Below are 18,022 nucleotides of genomic sequence, written 5' to 3'. Positions count from 1 at the left end.
CTTTTGCAAATGATTGAAAATAAAACGAATATGAGATGAATAGAAATTTATTAGTGACGGCAGCGGCTCTATTGCTGCTAACAAGTTGTGGAGAGCAGAGTAAATATGAAAAGGCGATTGCCGATTTCGTGCAGACAGATAAAAGAGGTATTTGGACGGATTTGCAATTCAAAGTAATTGAAATGGGTGAACGAACCGACCGACATCACAGTCAAGGACAGTGTAGCTATCTTTGAAAGTTCTAAAATTCCCTTTTCTGATAAATGAATTATTTTAGACCTTTTGTTCTTAATATTTTGCTTGATTTGAACTAAATTCTCATTTTCCATTTCTCTTATTATGTTTTTAACTGTTATGTGAGAAAAGCAATAATATTAGCTAAATCTAAAACAGTCAATGGCTTTTTGGATACAGATAATGCATAATATGCTGAAAAACAGATTGCTTTAAACAGTACTTTTTCATCACTGTATAGTTTGTTTCCATCTATGTACAACTTGTCGCTTATTCTTCTAAATCTTGTTGCACCTGCTAAATAGCCTAATTTTATAACTTCATCCATTTTTTTAAGTTTTATGAAAGTACTTTTGTATGTACAAATATTTTTTTAATAAAACTTGCATATGTAAAAAAAAAGATAAGATTTGGATGTAAGGTGCAAGTATATATTTATATAGCTTGCACCTTACACCTAAGCTGAAACATTTATATTTAGCCATTTGCATAATTCAGAAAAGGTTTGTATCTTTGAAATGAAGTTTTAGACAGACAGCAAACAGCCAAAGAACGATAGATAAACGTCTTTTTTGAAATCTAAATTGTACCTCCTAAGGCATTGATGTATTGATAAAGAGTTGAATTAAGGCGACTAAGTAGATGGATTCAGTACCCTGTCTCTCTCTATATATAAATATTGATAATCAATATTTTACGGAATAAACACCGACTTTACGTCCAAATTGTAAAGTTGGGTGTTTCTATTTTAAGGCTTAGTCTGAATGACTTTTATAGATATTCAATTATCCGAAGCTTTATGACGAATGTTATAGATAAGATAAATTCTGTGTGTCTGCTTTCTGACGATACAATACAAGCGTTGAAAGAGAGTGTGACCTTATGCCGTTTTCCCAAAAAACATTTGTTGATAAAGGAAAATACATTTTGCAAGTTCGCTTATTTTATAGAAAAAGGGATGACCCGTTCTTTCTGGCTTGTGAACGGAGAAGAAATAACTACTTCTTTTTCTTGTGAAGGGGGAATTGTCTTTAGCATGGATGAATTATATTATAATAAGTTGAGTGAAGAATTTGTAGAAACACTTGAAGACGTTGTTGCATACAAAATATCATTGGCTGACTTGAACAGGCTTTTTCAAACCAATATCGAACTGGCTAACTGGGGACGGATTATCCATCAAAATGAATATAGACGTTTGCAGCGTTCACATAAGGAACGGCTTGCATTGCCGGCCAAAGAACGGTACGAAGAGTTTAAGCAGCAGTTTCCTCAAGTGTGCCAGCGGGCTAATTTGGGATATATCGCATCATATCTGGGGATCAAGCTTTCTACACTTAGTCGTCTCAGGGCCCAAAAATAATTTTTATACGATAAGATTTTGCCATAGAACAAATTTTATGTTTTTCAAGTTGCGTAACTTTGCCACATTATTATGTAACCGTTAACAAAAAACAAATTTGTAAATTATCATGCAAAAAGGAACTACTACTGCATTTTTAGACACAAAACCTCATTATGAACTTCTTGACGGATTGAGAGGGGTCGCTGCTCTCATGGTAATATGGTACCATATATTCGAAGGTTTTGCAACAAGTCCCATGGACCAGCGATTTAATCACGGATATCTGGCTGTCGATTTCTTCTTTATCTTATCGGGGTTTGTTATCGGCTATGCTTATGATGACCGTTGGAAAACGATGAAAACAAAAGACTTTTTCAAACGCAGATTAATTCGTTTGCATCCGATGGTGGTTCTGGGAGCTGTTTTGGGTAGCATTACGTTTTGCATACAGGGTTGTGAGAAGTGGGATGGTTCACAGGTTTCCATTTCGATGGTAATGTTGGCTATGCTTATGGGGATATTTTTGATTCCTGTTGCGCCGGGGGCAGGTCTTGAAGTCCGTGGAAACGGTGAGATGTACCCTTTGAATGGTCCCAGTTGGTCTTTGTTTTTTGAGTATATCGGAAACATACTATATGCATTGTTTATTCGCAAGTTGTCTACGAAGGCTCTCACGGTGCTGGTTGTATTGGCCGGAATCGGACTGGCTTCATTTGCCATATTCAATTTTTCCGGTTATGGCCACTTGGGTGTGGGATGGTCAATGGCAGATTATAATCTGATCGGAGGTTTCCTGCGTTTATTGTTTTCATTCTCTATCGGATTGTTGATGACGCGTGTTTTTAAACCGCTTCAGGTTAGAGGCGCCTTTTGGATATGCAGTCTGGCAATTATTGTTTTGCTTTCCATGCCTTATATCGGTGGTAGTGAATTTCCGTGGATGAATGGTATTTATGATTCCGTATGTGCCATCATTATTTTTCCGTTACTTGTCTATCTGGGTGCTTCGGGAAAAACAACAGATAAAAAGTCATCTAAAATCTGTGAATTCTTAGGAAACATATCTTACCCGTTGTATATAGTACACTACCCTTTCATGTATCTGTTTTATGCGTGGGTATGGAGTAAAGAACTCAGCTTTTCACAGGCGTGGCCGATGGCATTGGTTGTATTTTTCGGAAACATCTTACTGGCTTATCTCTGCCTGAAGTTCTATGATGAACCGGTCAGAAGATGGTTGACTAAGAAGTTTCTGGCAAAGAAATAAAAATAACATCACTGTATCATAAATGAAGGGGTTGCAAAAAAAGATTTTTGCAACCCCTTCATTTATGTCCGGCATATAAACTTAAAGTCTGATACCCCTGCTCTCCATTATCCTGCATATAGAGATAGGCCAAAGAATAAATTTAATCTTTCCATCTTATACAAGACAGATTTCAGTGTATATAAGAAAATCAATTCTCGTATATTCCGATTAGACCATCCGCCGTGATGGTTTCTGCATTTATTTTTAGTTTCCGGCATCTGCTATTATTGTAGAAGCGGATGTGGGCTTTACCGTCCTTGTCCGTACTAACTGAGGGATTCCAGTAAAGAGTACGGCGATAATCGGGAACGGGAGGAAGTGCAGAGTAATTCGGCTGATAGAACTCTTTGACCGGACTATATCCGTCAAGCCATGTTTTTCTGACACCTTTGCCTGCCTCTGTCGGTATTTTGCCTTCCGGATAGGTTTCAATCAATACGGCGCAACCATATAAGTCGGATACATCGAATGGCGAAAACCGTGGGTCTGCATACCGGCAAATAGTGGAAAGGTTTTCAGTAATATAAATCGATTTGATGGCTTCAAGCCTTATATATTTGTATTTATTATAGTCCATCTCAGTATGTCGGGTACATTCATAATTGATAACGAAGAGCGGCATTTTACTTTTGTAATATAGATAATTCCTTTGTGGGACAGGACTGAAATTCTTATTCATATTCAGCATCAGTTCGTGTATGTCGTCACCGATGAATTTTCCGCTGTCCTTTATGTCGTCCAGTTCAGAATGGACGTCATAATAAGCTATTGATTTTGAACGACTGTCGTAAATCTCTTTTTCTTTACTTCTTTTTTTAGCTTTGATGGTCACCTCTTTCAATCGATAGTTCTTTTCGTGGTTGCCTGCTTTAGCCAGTGAATCTGTATAGGCGGCAAAGAAGGTTTCGATGTCGTCTTCTGTCAAGACATTTGTTTCTTTATCCGGAATAGTATCTTCTTCTTTTTTCGTATTGGCGATGTTCACCTGCATATCGGCATAATGATATTTTGCGGGGGGAGGGCTGAACAATCTGTCTAATAGAATACGATAATCTTTCTTTTTTCTGTTGACTGTCACTGCCAATATCAAGTCCCATTTCCCATAGATATCCGATATCAGTGAAAAACGTCCTAAACTATCGGTAGTGATAGCCTCGATGAAGCTGCTGTTTTCTTCATTTTCTCCCCGTTTTTTCAAGAAGCACGATACTTCTACGTTGGGTTTTGGAAGTTGCCGGACGAAAGAAACAACCTGGCCCCGTGTTTCGATACCTTTTTCGGGACCATATTTGAGGTTGAGAGGTTCAATTCCGGTCATTTGCTTCCAAGAGTAGCGGCGCCAACCCTGTATCCTCAATAACAGATCGATTGCCATGCGGTGTGTGTCGTCTTCCGCTTCAAAATAATAGCCGGGATTGCGGACATACCCTTTTATCTCGGACATTAATAGGAGGTCGGTTAGTATATTGCGTCCTGATTCCACTTCATTCATGCCATCTCTTACGGATAAAGCAAATGTGTTTTGTACCGGTTGCATTTCAACTCCGGTTAAGGTAAATTCCAGATTTACTAATTCATAGGGATTGTATGCTTCTTTGTCTGTCCGTGCTTTTATAGATAATCGTTTTTGGGGGTGAATGAATATCAAACGGTCGGACAGGACTTCTCCGCTACCATTGAATAACGCGATACGGGAGACTCCGGGTGTCAATCTGCTTTTATCTATTTTGAAGCGAATGATTTCATTTCCTTCAACGTCGATCAGACAAAACTTGTGAAGCTTTCCTCCGTTGATAACTGCTAATCCCAATAGAGTGGCGGGAGTATTGGGATTCTTTTGCAAAGCAATCTCCACACTGTCTGTGTATGACAGATTATCAACATGTAGCGCATACCCTGTTGGCAGGGCTTCCGGCATATTAAACTGGTGTTTTTTACCATTGAACTCAACGACTGCTTTTTGTTTATCACCTGTAGGTGTGTAATTGAAAACTCCCCGTCCGTCATGGATTGCGGTGAAATGGGTTGTTTCCTGTTTTTCGTCGTTGATAACAGTACCACTCAATGTTATGGGGTTGCCATAGGCATCTGTCGCTTCGAAAGCGATTTGTGACTCTATTCCCTGAATCAGGTTTCCACTTTCGGGGAAGAACTTTAAATTTACTTTTTTGCCTTTTGTCGGTTTGGGGCGCTCCATCGGGTAATTTCCTGTTGAATATTTCCGCATCTCTTTTTCAGCGAAGTTTCCTTCTGTTTGGGGCTTGTCGAAGACCGGCAGAAGTCTTGAAAAAATAATATCTTCCCCAAAGTTAAGCATGTATTTCGTATAGGCACGAACCTCGTAAAAGCCCGAATAAAAGGGTATTTGGTTTAAAGTGAAATCTCCGTGACATTGACCGTTCTCTATTTTTAATATCCGTTTGTCGATTATTTCACCTCCGGGATTCAATAACTCGACATATAAAGTTTTACTCAGGTTTGTGGCCGGGTATAGATCGGAGGTGACCAGAAAACATTTAAACCAGATATCATCACCTTGATAATAGCTGGTATTATCGAATTGCAGGTAAACTTTCTCCTGTGGAATATGTTTTGAGAAATTTTCTATCAGACAGGCGTATTGGCTTAACTTTTGGACAAGGCTGTCTTTGTTTTGTGCAGATACATGAAGACAAAACAGGCATAGGAATAAGTATCCCGTCCATTTTTTTGTTGTTTTCATCTTATTATAGCTTGGTTAAACGGTTATTCTTATTTTCTGCTATACCTTGTTTCAGGTAAAGTTCCTTACTGTCATGCCGGGATTTACCTCTTGCAGGGCTTTTATCAGTTCCTGAGGTGACTCCGGGTCTACCATGACAAATCCGGTGGCATGTTTGATTTTTATTTTCTGTATACCCAAGGCATGGGGAGTATATGTGATACTGGTGATATGATTGAAAGAGCGTTTTTGATGGAAGCCGTTCACAATTTGCAGCATTCCGTTTTCTTTGACGATGTATCTACAGGTTGCTTGCGAAAAGTAGATTGTCGCACCCGGACCTAAGCATGCAGCGCCTATCCATATTGCCTGAATTGTTATGAAACTGATGACAATGCAAGCTACTATGCCTATAGCGAATAGCCAAAGCCCTATCTTGGGATTTCTTGCTTTAAATGTTTGTTCCATCTTTTTTAAGATTATGTTTGTAACTGTCTGATAAAGATAGGAAAAAATAGAATAAAAGAATGGAATAACTTTCTTTTTTTGAGTATTGGCTATGAAAAGATTGATTTGGGTTCTATCCGTGCAGAGATAGACCGGAAAAATAATTCTTTGCCGGTAAACCATTAATTCTGCCTTTTTATCTATTTTTGCCACTTGAGAATTTTTTTAATATTAATCTAACTATCATGAGACGAAAAGCGACTTTACTATTGCTCGTAACATTCGGACTACTGCTTGGCGCAGTGGCACAGGAAAAAATGAAAACAGTGATCGAACCCTTGAAAAATGAAAGATGGTGGGGAGGATTCGTAGCTTTAGGTAACCAGATGCCGTTTGGTGATCATTTGCGGATGCAGGATATGTCACGCAATAATATGAATAATCAGGTAGTTCCGTTCATGCTTTCTTCCGAAGGCCGATATATATGGGCTGAGAAACCTTTCTGTTTTGAGGTGAAAGACGGACAATTGATTATCTATTCGGATTCGGAAAAGATAGAACCGGTAAAAGCGGGGAATACACTGAAAGAAGCTTTACTGGCAGCATCGGCGAAACATTTTCCACCTTCGGGACAGATACCGGAACCTGCTTTCTTTTCTCTTCCACAGTATAATACATGGATTGAACTGATGTATGATCAGAATCAGGAGGACATTATGAATTATGCCCATAAAGCCGTAGAAAACGGATTTCCCCAAGGCGTATTCATGGTAGATGATAACTGGCAGAGATATTATGGTAACTTTGACTTCAAATCCGAAAGATTTCCTGACCCGAAAGGAATGACCGACGAACTGCACAAGATGGGATTCAAAGTAATGCTGTGGGTTGCTCCTTATGTATCGCCGGACAGTCCTGAATTCCGTGAACTGGAAGCAAAGGGATATTTATTGAAAGATAAGAATGGACGTACAGCCATCATCCATTGGTGGAATGGTTACAGTGCCTGCTATGACACCACGAATCCGGAGGCTATGAATCATCTGAAGCAACAGTTAAAAGCCAATCAGGAGAAATATGGTATCGATGGGTTTAAATTTGATGGTGGAGACGTTGCTTATATGACAGGAGAATATGCTTTTCATGATAAAGAGGCCGATGTGAATACTTTTATGGAGAAATGGGCCGAGATAGGTTTGAGCTTTCCCTACAATGAATTGCGTGCTGCCTGGAAGCTGGGTGGTCAGGCATTGGTACAGAGGCTGGGCGATAAGGATTATTCCTGGCGTGCGACTCAGTTGCTAATTCCCGATATGACTGCTGCGGGATTATTGGGACATTATTATACTTGTCCGGACATGGTAGGCGGAGGCCAGTTTGGTGCTTTTCTGAATGTGAAGAAGTTTGATGAAGAGTTGATTGTACGCTCCTGTCAGGTACACGCCCTGATGCCGATGATGCAATTCTCCGTAGCTCCCTGGCGCATCCTGAGTAAAGAAAATGTAGCGATTTGTGCTAAGTATGCCCATTTGCATCAACAAATGGGAGATTATATTCTGGGATTGGCAAAGCATGCTTCCGAAACGGGTGAACCTATTGTTCGGCACATGGAATACCAGTATCCTCATCAAGGATTTATCGATTGTAAAGACCAGTTTATGTTGGGTGACAAATACTTGGTTGCTCCGATGCTGACTTCCGGGACAAGCCGTACGGTGATGCTGCCCAAAGGTAAATGGAGAGATGATCGGGGGAAGGTATTTAAAGGTCCGAAAACAATAACAATAGATGTTCCGCTGGAGCGCTTGCCGTATTTTGAGAAGCTGACTAAATAGTAACTTCTATAATTAAAGAGAAAAGCCACGCTAACATTACATAGCGTGGCTTTTGTTTTGGGTTTAAACTACTTCTGTGTTATTTTACACGAATGATGTTGTAATTCAGGTCGCTGGCAGATACTTCCAGGCTGTCGTCAGCCAGAGTAAGGGTAGTATCATTGGCGATTACGAAATAAACAGGTTCGCTTCCGTCACTCGGATTCAGTTTAAGAGCCGTTTTCTTTTTATTCTTTACGGTTTTCTCCACTGTCACCGGTTTTCCTTTAGAAGTGAAGGTTTTGTCTTTACCTTTGCCTTCGGCATCCAGATAAGTGACGTCCAGTGTATACGTTGTATCGGCCGCATTCGCCAGTGTGTTCAAGGTTAACACGTAGCGGATACCCGGACCGTCAGCAGCGGGAAGTACACCTTCATAAACCTGAGTTTCTTCCATAGTGGGTTCCATAACCACTGCCAAACTGTCTGCGGCTGCTTCTTCAGCTTTTGTTCCTTTTGATTGGCAGGATACCAATGCAGCAACAACGGCTGCCAACATAATTACTTTTTTCATTGTTAAGTGCTTTAAATTAATATAAAAAGTGAGTGCTATTCCTACTCTTCTTCTTTCTTTATGACAAGCAGCTTATCGACCCTCCCGCGGTCCATGTCCACTACTTCGAACTGCAGGTTTTTATAAATGAATATATCTCCGGCTTTTGGAATGCGTCCTATCAGGAACATCGCAAGTCCGCCCAATGTGGTAAAGTCTTCCGACTCGATGTCATCATAAGAGAGAATTCCCATCTCTTCCATAAAGTCCCCGATGTTCATCGAAGCTTCTACCAACAAAGAGCCGTCCTGTCTGCGAACGATTTCCTCTTCTTCAGTATCGTCCTCTTCCAGAATGTCTCCAAAGATACTTTCGGTCAGGTCGTGCAGGGTAATAATGCCCTCCGTGCTGCCATACTCGTTAACAACAACTCCGAACTTATTTTTGTTCTTCTTAAATAGCTCTAAAACTTTTTTTGCGTACAAACTTTCCGGTATAAATAGTGCCGGACGGGTGATTTCTTTCAGATCAAACTCCTGTTCGGTGCCTACCATTAAGATAATATCTTTTACAGAAACGACACCTGCTATCTCTTCTGTATTATCATCGATCAGCAGGTATTTGCTGAAGTGTTTATCTTCGATGGTCTGAAGGACTTTTTCTTTACTGTCTGTCGTATGCAGAACGATCAGGTCGCGACGATGGGTCATCAGTTCGTTGGCACGTTTATCCGAAAACCGGAATACATCGCGCAACATTTCGGTTTCTTCTTTGTCGATGACTCCCTGTTCCGAACTTTGATGCAGAATCATTTTCAATTCTTCTTGGGTCATCAGCCGCTCTTCACTTTTCAGCCCAATCAGCTTATTAAGCAGGCGGGTAGAGATGCTGAGTAACCATACGAAAGGATAAGAAATTTTAGTCAGCAGAATCATGACGGGGCTTAACAGGGTTGCATAGCGTTCCGGATTACTAAGAGCAATGGATTTGGGAACCAGCTCTCCGATGATCAGCGACAAATAAGTAATGATGACTACTGTGGTAATCATAGCGAGGTCTTTTGCATAAGGTTCGGCTCCCGGAATCATAGCGAAAAGGGGAACTACATCGTCGGCAATGGCCACTCCACCATAAGCACCCGATATGATACCGATCAGCGTAATACCAATCTGGATGGTAGAAAGAAATTTTTCGGGTTCTTCCAATTGTTTCAGTACTCCCCGTGCTGATTTATTTCCTTTGCTTACCAGGGTTTCAAGGCGTGCTTTACTTGAAGATACTAAGGCGATCTCGTACATGGCAAAAATACCATTCAGTACGAGTAAAAGAATAATGATTAAGAATTCCATATAGATGTGAATAGTTTCATGACCGCAAATTACACTAAAGTACGGACTCATGCAAAATCTATCGAAATTATTAATGAATTTTTTCAAAAAAAGTTGAGGCCGACCCTCCGGATGTGGGGGCCGGCCTTATGTAGGATCAGAAAATGTTGTATCCGGGTTTATTTATTCTTGGTGTATTCGTCAGCTTTTTCTTTAGCTCGGGCTACGCGTTTGGCTGTATCCGGATGTGAAGAGAACATTTTCTGGAATTTGGATTCTTTCGGGGCTTCGGCCGATAATTCCAATAATTTGTTCAATGCATTGTACATTGCGTATGGATCGATATTATGTTTGATGCTAAATTCAAAACCATAGTCGTCCGCCTCTGTCTCCTGTTTCTGAGAGTATTGCGCACCGGCCAATGCTTCCGCCATGGCACCCAGTTCAGAATCTGACAGTTTAGCTACAGTCGAGCTGGCAGCTCCTGCGGCATTTTTTACGGCCGAACGGAGATAAGCATTCTTCATTGCATCTTTTGAGTCTGTATGAATCACGTGTCCGATTTCGTGTCCTACTACAGCCATTACTTCATCGTCTGTCATAATGTCCATCAGACCGGCACAAATGCGTACACTGCCGTCACCACATGCAAAAGCGTTCACATCCACAACCTCGTATACGCCGAAATTTACTTTCAGTCCGTCCACTTCTTTGATGTGTCCGGTCAGTTTCTCCAGTCGTTTGCCATACTCACTGTCAGCAGCTGTCAGCGGATTGTGGGTATCCATCCATTGCATATATTCTTTGCTCATAGCTGCAATGTCGGCATCCGACAGCGTGATTGCTTTAGCTGCGTCACTTCCTGCCTGTACCACTTTGCCTACATTGATTTTTTTACCGCCGATTTTAAATTGTGCCGAGGCAGTCGTGAAGCACATTCCACATAACAGTGCTGCGATAAAAACAATTCTCTTTTTCATTTTAGTAAGTTTTTGTAATTAATAATATAGTTGTCTATGTGTTTAATATTCAAATGTGATTCCTAATGTAGGCATTAAAGTTCCGCTTTTTTGAGAGATGTATTTCATCTTATAGCGTTGTTCGGCTATCGGAGCCGACGGATTTTCGATGACTCCCGTACTCATCAATATGTCCGGCTGGCGGAACTTGCTGTTTGTCACATTTTGCAGGTCAATGTAAAAACCGAGCATACAGCGTTTCAAATAGAATGTTTTGTCAACGCGGACATCCAGTTGCCCAAAGGCCGGCAAGCGTCCTGTGTTATATTGGCCGTAATCATAATAGGGCCGTCCTTGGGCATTCCATGCCGTCACCAGAGAGGATTTGTCAATATCGTAAGGTGTGTAGGGGGCTCCGCCGATGTAACTGACCTTCATTCCCAGACTCCAGTTGTGAGGAAAGTTATAGGTTCCACTCATATTGAATATGTATCGGTTGTCCCAGGCGGAAGCTATGTATTCGGATTCTTTGTTGTTGCGGTATTCACTTTTGAATAATGTGAACGAAGAGGACAGATTCAGCTTTTTGGCTATCAGCCATTTCATCAGTATTTCTGCTCCATATGCCCTTCCTTGTGAGGTAGAACTTAATGCTTCATTCCCGATCACTCCGTAATCGTTTCCTTTACAGGCCAGAGGTATCCCGTCGACAATAGAGAATGGTATTTTATCATATTTTTTATAGAAACCTTCAATAGATAACTCGAAGGTATTGCGCGGACGCCAACTCAGCCCTATGCTTTCCTGACTGACTCTCATGTAACGGAGGTATTTGTTGACCAGTTTGCCATTGTTATTCTTGAATCCCAATCCGGTATAAGGAGGCAACTGATAATACAGTCCGGCATTCCCGCTCAAGTAGACTCCATCCGTCAGCCGGTAGGAGAGTGACAGGCGGGGAGACAACTGATCGGACATTCCCTTCATGCCGGAAGAGAAGTTGTTGGCATCAGTCCGTACTCCGAGTGAGGTGGTAAACCGTTCGTCGGGTGTAGCATAACTAATGGTTCCGAATAATCCCCAGCGCCAAAATCCCAAATAGGTATGATAATCGAAGGTCTTGCCTCCATCGATATAAACCCGTTGGAAAGTGGTATTGGTATATTGCGAATAGTCCAGGTTAGCTCCCAAATTTACTTTCCAGTTTCCGAACGTCGAGGCATTTTCTATCCGGAACTTGGTCTCCTGTTCCACCGAGCGTAATTTCAATGACAGGTTTTTTGCACTACTTTCGTCGTTGTTCAGATATTTGGTGTTGCGGTTATTCAGATAACTGTGGCTTATAACAACAGATTGTACATGGGCTCCGGCATAATGACGGTATACCGCTCCCAGTGTGAAGGTTTCCTGCTGAATTTTAGGTAAATAGCTGAGGATATATTCGGCTTTTTCTCCGTCGAGTTTCGTGTTCAGTTTCATGTTGTCGATGCCGCCAAGCCCCAGTACAGTCAGTTCGTTAGTCGTATTGAAACGGGTTTTCAATTTGAATTGCGCATCTGTAAATGTAGGCAGAAATGGTAGGCCCAGCATATCGAACAGGAATTGGAGGTAAGACTGCCGTACTGAAACCAGATAGGAAGTCTTTTTGCCAAGATGTCCGTTAGATGCTAAAGATACCTCCGAGGCACCCAGTGTCGCCTTGAGTGAATTGCGTTCCATGTCGCCGTCACGCAATTTGAAGTCAAGCACCGAGCTGAGTGAATTGCCTTTGTCGGCAGGAAAGGCTCCGGTATAGAAATTCACTTCACGGACCAAGTCGGCATTGATGATTCCTACGGGACCACCCGATGCCCCTTGTGTACTGAAATGATTAATGTTAGGTATTTCCACTCCGTCCAGATAGAATCGGTTTTCGGATGGAGAACCACCCCTGACAATCAGGTCGTTCCTGTATCCTGCCGGAGAGAAAGCAACCCCCGGATATGACTGTACGATGCGTGAAATATCCCGGTTGGCCCCCGGACTTTTCTCAATTTCCTGCAGGCCGATGATGCGTAGTCCGACAGGACTTTCCAGATCACGCCGGAAGGGGGAGGCGGTCACTGTGACTCCTTCCAGTTCGGTCAGGTTCTCTTCCGTTTCGATTTGGATGGTAAGATCTTTAGTGGAGACAATATATTCGGGGGTAAGTACCGTTTTATATCCTACCGCAGATGCCTGAAGGCGATAAATACCGGGGGGGACTTCCTGGATGTTGAAGTGCCCTTCAGCATCTGTCACCGCTCCACGTCCCAGCCCCAAGATCAGTACATTGATAAATTCCAGTGGTTGACGGCTGGCTTTGTCAATTACAGTCCCCTTGATTTTGTGCGTTGGTTGCGCACCGGCTGCCGTGAGCAAGCCCAAAAGAAACAGGAAGAAAACAGTTTTTTTCATTGGCCTGGTTTCAATATACTTTGTGAATTCTGTGCAAAGTTATATAAAAAAGGTTTTGCCTCTCGTTTTTATCTGCTATTTTTGTGGGGAAGTTTTAAATATAAATTATGAAAACCATAAAGCTGATTACTTGTAATGATGCCGTTCAAGCTCATATCATTCAGGGAGCACTTGCTAACGAAGGCATCGACTCTCTGTTACATAATGAAAATATGTCGACATTGTTGCGAGGTTATGTCCGTGACATCTCCGGAGTAGATGTTTTGGTGGCCGATTGTGATTACGAAGCGGCCGTGCGATTGTTACAGCAGAATCAGATGATTCCTGAAGAACAGAAGTTTTGTCCTTTCTGCGGTTCGGATCAAATTAGGTTTGTTCTTAAAAAGGAGCACCGGATGAAAGCCATCAGCGCTGCCATCGCTTCTATGCTGGCAGGTGTTCCGCCGGGAGATAATCATTGGGAATATATTTGCAGCCACTGTGGAAAAGCTTTTGAGAAACCGGTTGCGGAATTCAATCCTGTTGTTCCCGAAGTGGGGGATTAACAAAGGTAAACGCTAAAAAACATAGATTAAAAATGAAAAGAAGAAACTTTATTTTGGCTTGTCTGCTCTTACTCGCTTTACCTCTTAGCGCTGCAAAAGTGGATACGCTGATGGTGAAGAGCCCCTCTATGAATAAGGAGGTTCAAGTAGTGGTAGTGACTCCTGATGTTGCTTCTGGAAAACAGGCGGTGGAGTGTCCTGTGCTCTATTTGTTGCATGGTTATGGCGGCCATGCCAAGACTTGGATTCAGATAAAACCGAACTTACCGGAAATCGCAGATGAAAAAGGGATTATTTTTGTATGTCCCGACGGGAAAGACAGTTGGTACTGGGATAGCCCCAAGAATCCGGCGTACCGGTATGAAACATTTGTTTCTTCGGAGTTAGTGAGTTATATTGACCGGAATTATAAAACGATTGCCGACCGTAAGGGGCGTGCCATCACCGGACTCAGTATGGGAGGACATGGGGCTATGTGGCTCGGCATCCGTCATAAAGATGTGTTTGGAGCAGCAGGAAGCACCAGTGGAGGTGTCGATATCCGCCCTTTTCCGCAGAATTGGAGTATGAACAAACAGTTGGGTGAAATGGCTTCCAATAAAAAGGTGTGGGATGAACATACGGTAGTCAATCAACTTGATAAAATTCAGAATGGCGATCTCGCTTTGATTATTGATTGTGGTGAAGATGATTTTTTTCTGAATGTAAACAAAGACTTTCATAACCGGTTGTTGGGGCGCAAGATCAATCATGATTTTATTACCCGTCCCGGTGAACATAACGGGAAATACTGGAATAATTCCATTGATTATCAAATCCTCTTCTTCAGTAAGTTCTTTGCCAAGAAGTAGGGAACAGGTGATAAAGAGCATTCTGGGATTATAAGTGCCACTCTTCTCCCTCCGTATATGAAGCCTGGGTAGGTTTGGATGGGGCATTACTTCACTACTTCGTGAGGGCAGAGGCAAAGCCGTTCTTCTTATTCAATATTGATATTGATGGTTCTCGTATCTGTTTTCGTTTCATTGTATGCATTACCGTTTATATCGATCACAGTACCCGTAGAGGTAGTCTTTGCTATGATTCCGGTTGGTTTGCCGTCTTTATCCAGTTCATAAGTGTATTTTGTATATTCCTCCTCGTTTCCTTCCGGAGTGTTTCCGATAATCAGATACTTTGACTGGGTGCCCAACAGTCTGGCATAAATAGCGTCGGTGTGGAGGGACAGGGGGTAAATATCACAAACCTGCAGGCAGGGAAGCTGATACAGGTTCTTCGTATTTCCCACCTGATAATTGGTTTGCTGGCCATTGGCTATGATATGGCTTAAATTTCCGTTATCGTATGCCAATTCCACAGAAGAATAAGGTGTACCGTCTATTTCTTCGTCGATCCGAGTAAGATATTCGCTGGAATATGTGAATTTATACTTTCTGATCTGGCTGGACAATTTATAAGTGCATTCGGTGGCATATCCCGTATCTCCTAAAGTATAGGTACCCGTATTCCCGTTTTCATCCGTCAACGTCACTTCGTTGCCGGAGTAGGAAAGAGTCACTTCGTGTGTCAGGTTCTGTCCGTAGAACTCCTGTACAGTGGTGTGGGTCGTTAATTTATTGTTATTGAATACGTAAGTATCCGTGCGGTATACATCGCCTCCGTCACTGTGCAAATTTTCCTTCAGGGTCATTTGGTTGAAATCGGGAACCGGGGGAAGATTCTGCTCTTCCTTATCATCGGTACATGCCGAAACAGCCATGACAGAAAATGATAAAAGGAAACAGTATAAAAGTTTATTCATATCAATAATGTTTTATTCGCCTGCAAATGTAGTTAATAACCTCTTTATCTACCACGATTATGGTATAAAAATGCCTTCAATGTGCGATTTCTTCCCCGGTCGGATTCTTCTATCTTTGCAACATATAAAAATTGGACACTGACAATAAACTCTAAATATAGATAGCAAATGGAAACGAAGAAATTACATTTTGAGACTTTACAACTTCATGTTGGACAAGAGACTCCCGATCCGGCAACCGATGCACGTGCCGTACCTATTTATCAGACAACTTCTTATGTATTCCGGGATTCGGCCCATGCTGCCGCACGTTTCGGATTGCAGGACCCGGGGAATATTTATGGACGTCTTACCAATTCCACTCAGGGAGTATTGGAAGAGCGTATAGCGGTTCTCGAGGGTGGAGTAGGCGGTCTTGCCGTTGCTTCCGGAGCCGCAGCCGTGACATATGCTATCGAGAATATCACTCGTTCCGGTGACCATATTGTAGCTGCCAAGACCATTTATGGGGGCACATACAACTTGCTGGCACATACTCTGCCTACTTATGGAGTAACAACCACTTTTGTAGATCCGTCCGACCTTTTTAATTTCGAACGGGCTATTCGTGAAAATACAAAGGCGATATTTATCGAAACTCTGGGAAACCCCAATTCCAATATTATCGATATGGATGCCGTAGCCGCCATTGCCCATAAATATCGGATTCCGCTGATTGTGGATAATACTTTCGGTACGCCTTACCTTATCCGTCCCATTGAGCATGGAGCAGATATCGTAATACATTCTGCCACTAAATTCATTGGTGGACACGGCAGTTCGTTGGGAGGGGCTATTGTCGATTCCGGTAAATTTGATTGGGTCGCTTCCGGTAAATTCCCTCAACTGACCGAACCTGATGCAAGCTATCATGGTGTACGGTTTGTAGATGCTGCCGGGGCAGCTGCCTATATTGTCCGTATACGTGCCGTACTGTTGCGCGATACGGGAGCTGCCATCAGTCCGTTCAATGCTTTTATTCTGTTACAGGGATTAGAGACTTTGTCTTTGCGTGTAGAACGACATGTAGCCAATGCTTTGAAGGTTATTGATTTTCTGGTGAACCATCCGAAGGTAGCAGCTGTTAATCATCCATCGCTGCCCGATCATCCGGATCATGCTATCTATCAGCGTTATTTCCCTGATGGAGCAGGTTCTATCTTCACTTTTGAGGTAAAAGGAGGAACGGAGGAAGCGCAGAAATTTATCGATAGTCTGCAGATATTCTCTTTGCTGGCCAATGTGGCCGATGTGAAGTCGCTGGTGATTCATCCGGCCACTACCACACACTCGCAACTGAATGCACAGGAGTTGGCGGAGCAGGGAATTAAGCCCGGAACGGTAAGACTTTCGATAGGTACGGAACATATTGAAGATATTATTGATGACTTGCGTCAGGCATTAGAGAAAATTTAAAAAATGGATATAGCAGCATTATTATCAGGAGGAGTAGACAGTTCGGTTGTGGTACACTTGCTTTGTGAGCAGGGATATAAACCTACACTTTTTTACATAAAAATAGGGATGGACGGAGCGGAATACATGGATTGTTCCGCCGAAGAGGATATCGAGTTATCTACTGCCATAGCTCGGCGTTACGGTTTGGAACTGGAAGTTGTGGACCTGCATCGGGAATATTGGGATAATGTGGCTGCTTATGCCATCGAGAAGATACGGAAGGGACAGACACCGAATCCGGATGTGATGTGCAATAAACTGATCAAGTTTGGATGTTTTGAACAGCAGGTAGGAAAAGATTTCGATCTTACGGCAACCGGACATTATGCTACGACTTTGCAACTGGGGGAGAAAACTTGGTTGGGTACAGCTAAAGACCCTATAAAAGACCAGACCGATTTTCTGGCACAGATTGATTATCTGCAAGTTTCAAAGTTACTGTTTCCGATAGGAGGACTGATGAAGCATGAAGTTCGCGAGATAGCTTTGAAGGCCGGGTTGCCCAGTGCCCGCCGGAAAGACAGCCAGGGAATTTGTTTTTTAGGCAAGATAAATTATAACGATTTCGTCCGTCGCTTTCTGGGTGAAAAAGAAGGGGCGGTGATCGAACTCGAAACAGGTAAAAAGATTGGAACCCATCGCGGCTATTGGTTTCATACCATTGGCCAGCGAAAGGGGTTGGGATTGGGGGGAGGCCCTTGGTTCGTTGTGAAAAAGGATATTCAGGATAACATTATTTACGTCTCACATGGGTACGATGCTGATAAACAGTACGGATACGAATTCAGGATGAAAGACTTCAACTTTATCACAAGTAATCCGTGGAAAGATTCGACAGGCGAGGAGGACGTTACGTTTAAGATCCGGCATACACCGGAGTTTATCAAAGGGCGCTTGATACAGGATGCAGACGGTTACCGGATTATCTCTTCCGAGAAATTACAGGGAATTGCTCCGGGACAGTTCGGGGTGATTTATGATGCCGAATCCAGAATTTGTTTCGGGAGTGGTGAAATAGGATGATGCCTCGCCCGAAAATCTTTCTTTCGTTTT

General features: G+C 42.4%; 16 protein-coding genes. 8 read left to right on the top strand and 8 right to left on the bottom strand.

All coding sequences use genetic code 11. The features are described from left to right. Positions 1-35: 35 nt before the first annotated feature. Positions 36-236 carry a hypothetical protein gene (locus ISX59_RS03630; RefSeq protein WP_032540976.1) on the top strand — a complete coding sequence of 67 codons (201 nt, stop codon included), beginning with the start codon at positions 36-38 and terminating at the stop codon, positions 234-236. 116 nt (positions 237-352) lie between these two features. Here the strand turns inward: ISX59_RS03630 and ISX59_RS03625 are convergent, their stop codons facing one another. Next, entirely contained in the window at positions 353-562 is a 210-nt protein-coding gene (locus ISX59_RS03625) for a hypothetical protein (RefSeq protein WP_032540977.1), read from the bottom strand. A gap of 471 nt (positions 563-1,033) precedes the next feature. Here ISX59_RS03625 and ISX59_RS03620 point away from each other — a divergent pair, with 471 nt between their 5' ends. Then, positions 1,034-1,597 (top strand): Crp/Fnr family transcriptional regulator, encoded by a 564-nt coding sequence (locus ISX59_RS03620; RefSeq protein ID WP_032540978.1) that lies wholly within the window; start codon positions 1,034-1,036, stop codon positions 1,595-1,597. 109 nt (positions 1,598-1,706) lie between these two features. Further along, complete coding sequence (locus ISX59_RS03615; protein ID WP_032540979.1) at positions 1,707-2,846, top strand: acyltransferase; 1,140 nt, start codon at positions 1,707-1,709, stop codon at positions 2,844-2,846. A gap of 190 nt (positions 2,847-3,036) precedes the next feature. Here ISX59_RS03615 and ISX59_RS03610 read toward each other — a convergent pair whose 3' ends face one another. Beyond that, the gene (locus ISX59_RS03610) at positions 3,037-5,610 is read right to left on the bottom strand and encodes a hypothetical protein (protein ID WP_220575680.1); all 2,574 of its coding nucleotides are present in this window, start codon (positions 5,608-5,610) and stop codon (positions 3,037-3,039) included. A gap of 51 nt (positions 5,611-5,661) precedes the next feature. Beyond that, complete coding sequence (locus ISX59_RS03605; protein ID WP_032541002.1) at positions 5,662-6,057, bottom strand: PH domain-containing protein; 396 nt, start codon at positions 6,055-6,057, stop codon at positions 5,662-5,664. Positions 6,058-6,281: 224 nt separating this feature from the next. On the opposite strand from ISX59_RS03605, the gene ISX59_RS03600 reads away from it, so the two are divergent. Then, positions 6,282-7,871, top strand: coding sequence for a glycoside hydrolase family 31 protein (locus tag ISX59_RS03600; protein WP_032540981.1), 1,590 nt, complete (start codon positions 6,282-6,284; stop codon positions 7,869-7,871). 79 nt (positions 7,872-7,950) lie between these two features. On the opposite strand, the gene ISX59_RS03595 is transcribed toward ISX59_RS03600, so the two are convergent. The 4 genes from ISX59_RS03595 to ISX59_RS03580 all read right to left on the bottom strand — a co-directional run bounded on the left by ISX59_RS03595 (position 7,951) and on the right by ISX59_RS03580 (position 13,126). After that, positions 7,951-8,424, bottom strand: a complete 474-nt coding sequence (locus ISX59_RS03595) for a copper resistance protein NlpE N-terminal domain-containing protein (protein ID WP_005776056.1) — start codon at positions 8,422-8,424, stop codon at positions 7,951-7,953. Between the two features lie 41 nt (positions 8,425-8,465). Then, on the bottom strand, positions 8,466-9,752 hold the full coding sequence (locus ISX59_RS03590) for a hemolysin family protein (RefSeq protein WP_005776058.1): 1,287 nt from the start codon (positions 9,750-9,752) through the stop codon (positions 8,466-8,468). 158 nt (positions 9,753-9,910) lie between these two features. Continuing rightward, positions 9,911-10,711, bottom strand: coding sequence for a M48 family metallopeptidase (locus tag ISX59_RS03585; protein WP_005776059.1), 801 nt, complete (start codon positions 10,709-10,711; stop codon positions 9,911-9,913). A 42-nt stretch (positions 10,712-10,753) separates the two neighbouring features. Next, positions 10,754-13,126, bottom strand: a complete 2,373-nt coding sequence (locus ISX59_RS03580; protein ID WP_032540982.1) for a TonB-dependent receptor — start codon at positions 13,124-13,126, stop codon at positions 10,754-10,756. Between the two features lie 107 nt (positions 13,127-13,233). On the opposite strand from ISX59_RS03580, the gene ISX59_RS03575 reads away from it, so the two are divergent. Together ISX59_RS03575 and ISX59_RS03570 are read left to right on the top strand one after the other, a co-directional pair. Beyond that, positions 13,234-13,671, top strand: a complete 438-nt coding sequence (locus tag ISX59_RS03575; protein WP_005809635.1) for a putative signal transducing protein — start codon at positions 13,234-13,236, stop codon at positions 13,669-13,671. A gap of 32 nt (positions 13,672-13,703) precedes the next feature. Beyond that, positions 13,704-14,522, top strand: coding sequence for an alpha/beta hydrolase family protein (locus tag ISX59_RS03570; protein WP_005809632.1), 819 nt, complete (start codon positions 13,704-13,706; stop codon positions 14,520-14,522). A gap of 128 nt (positions 14,523-14,650) precedes the next feature. Here ISX59_RS03570 and ISX59_RS03565 read toward each other — a convergent pair whose 3' ends face one another. After that, positions 14,651-15,472: a DUF4595 domain-containing protein gene (locus tag ISX59_RS03565; RefSeq protein WP_032540983.1), complete on the bottom strand. Its 822-nt coding sequence runs from the start codon at positions 15,470-15,472 to the stop codon at positions 14,651-14,653. Between the two features lie 168 nt (positions 15,473-15,640). Between ISX59_RS03565 and ISX59_RS03560 the strand changes: the two genes are divergently transcribed. Next, entirely contained in the window at positions 15,641-16,927 is a 1,287-nt protein-coding gene (locus ISX59_RS03560; RefSeq protein ID WP_032540984.1) for an O-acetylhomoserine aminocarboxypropyltransferase/cysteine synthase family protein, read from the top strand. Between the two features lie 3 nt (positions 16,928-16,930). Continuing rightward, positions 16,931-17,992: a tRNA 2-thiouridine(34) synthase MnmA gene (mnmA, locus tag ISX59_RS03555; RefSeq protein ID WP_005776066.1), complete on the top strand. Its 1,062-nt coding sequence runs from the start codon at positions 16,931-16,933 to the stop codon at positions 17,990-17,992. Positions 17,993-18,022: the final 30 nt, after the last annotated feature.

This window comes from Bacteroides sp. FSHCM14E1 (assembly GCF_019633785.1).
Taxonomy (GTDB): domain Bacteria; phylum Bacteroidota; class Bacteroidia; order Bacteroidales; family Bacteroidaceae; genus Bacteroides; species Bacteroides hominis.
The sequence above is the reverse complement of the archived record's forward strand: the minus strand, read 5'-3'. Positions and strand labels throughout refer to the sequence as shown.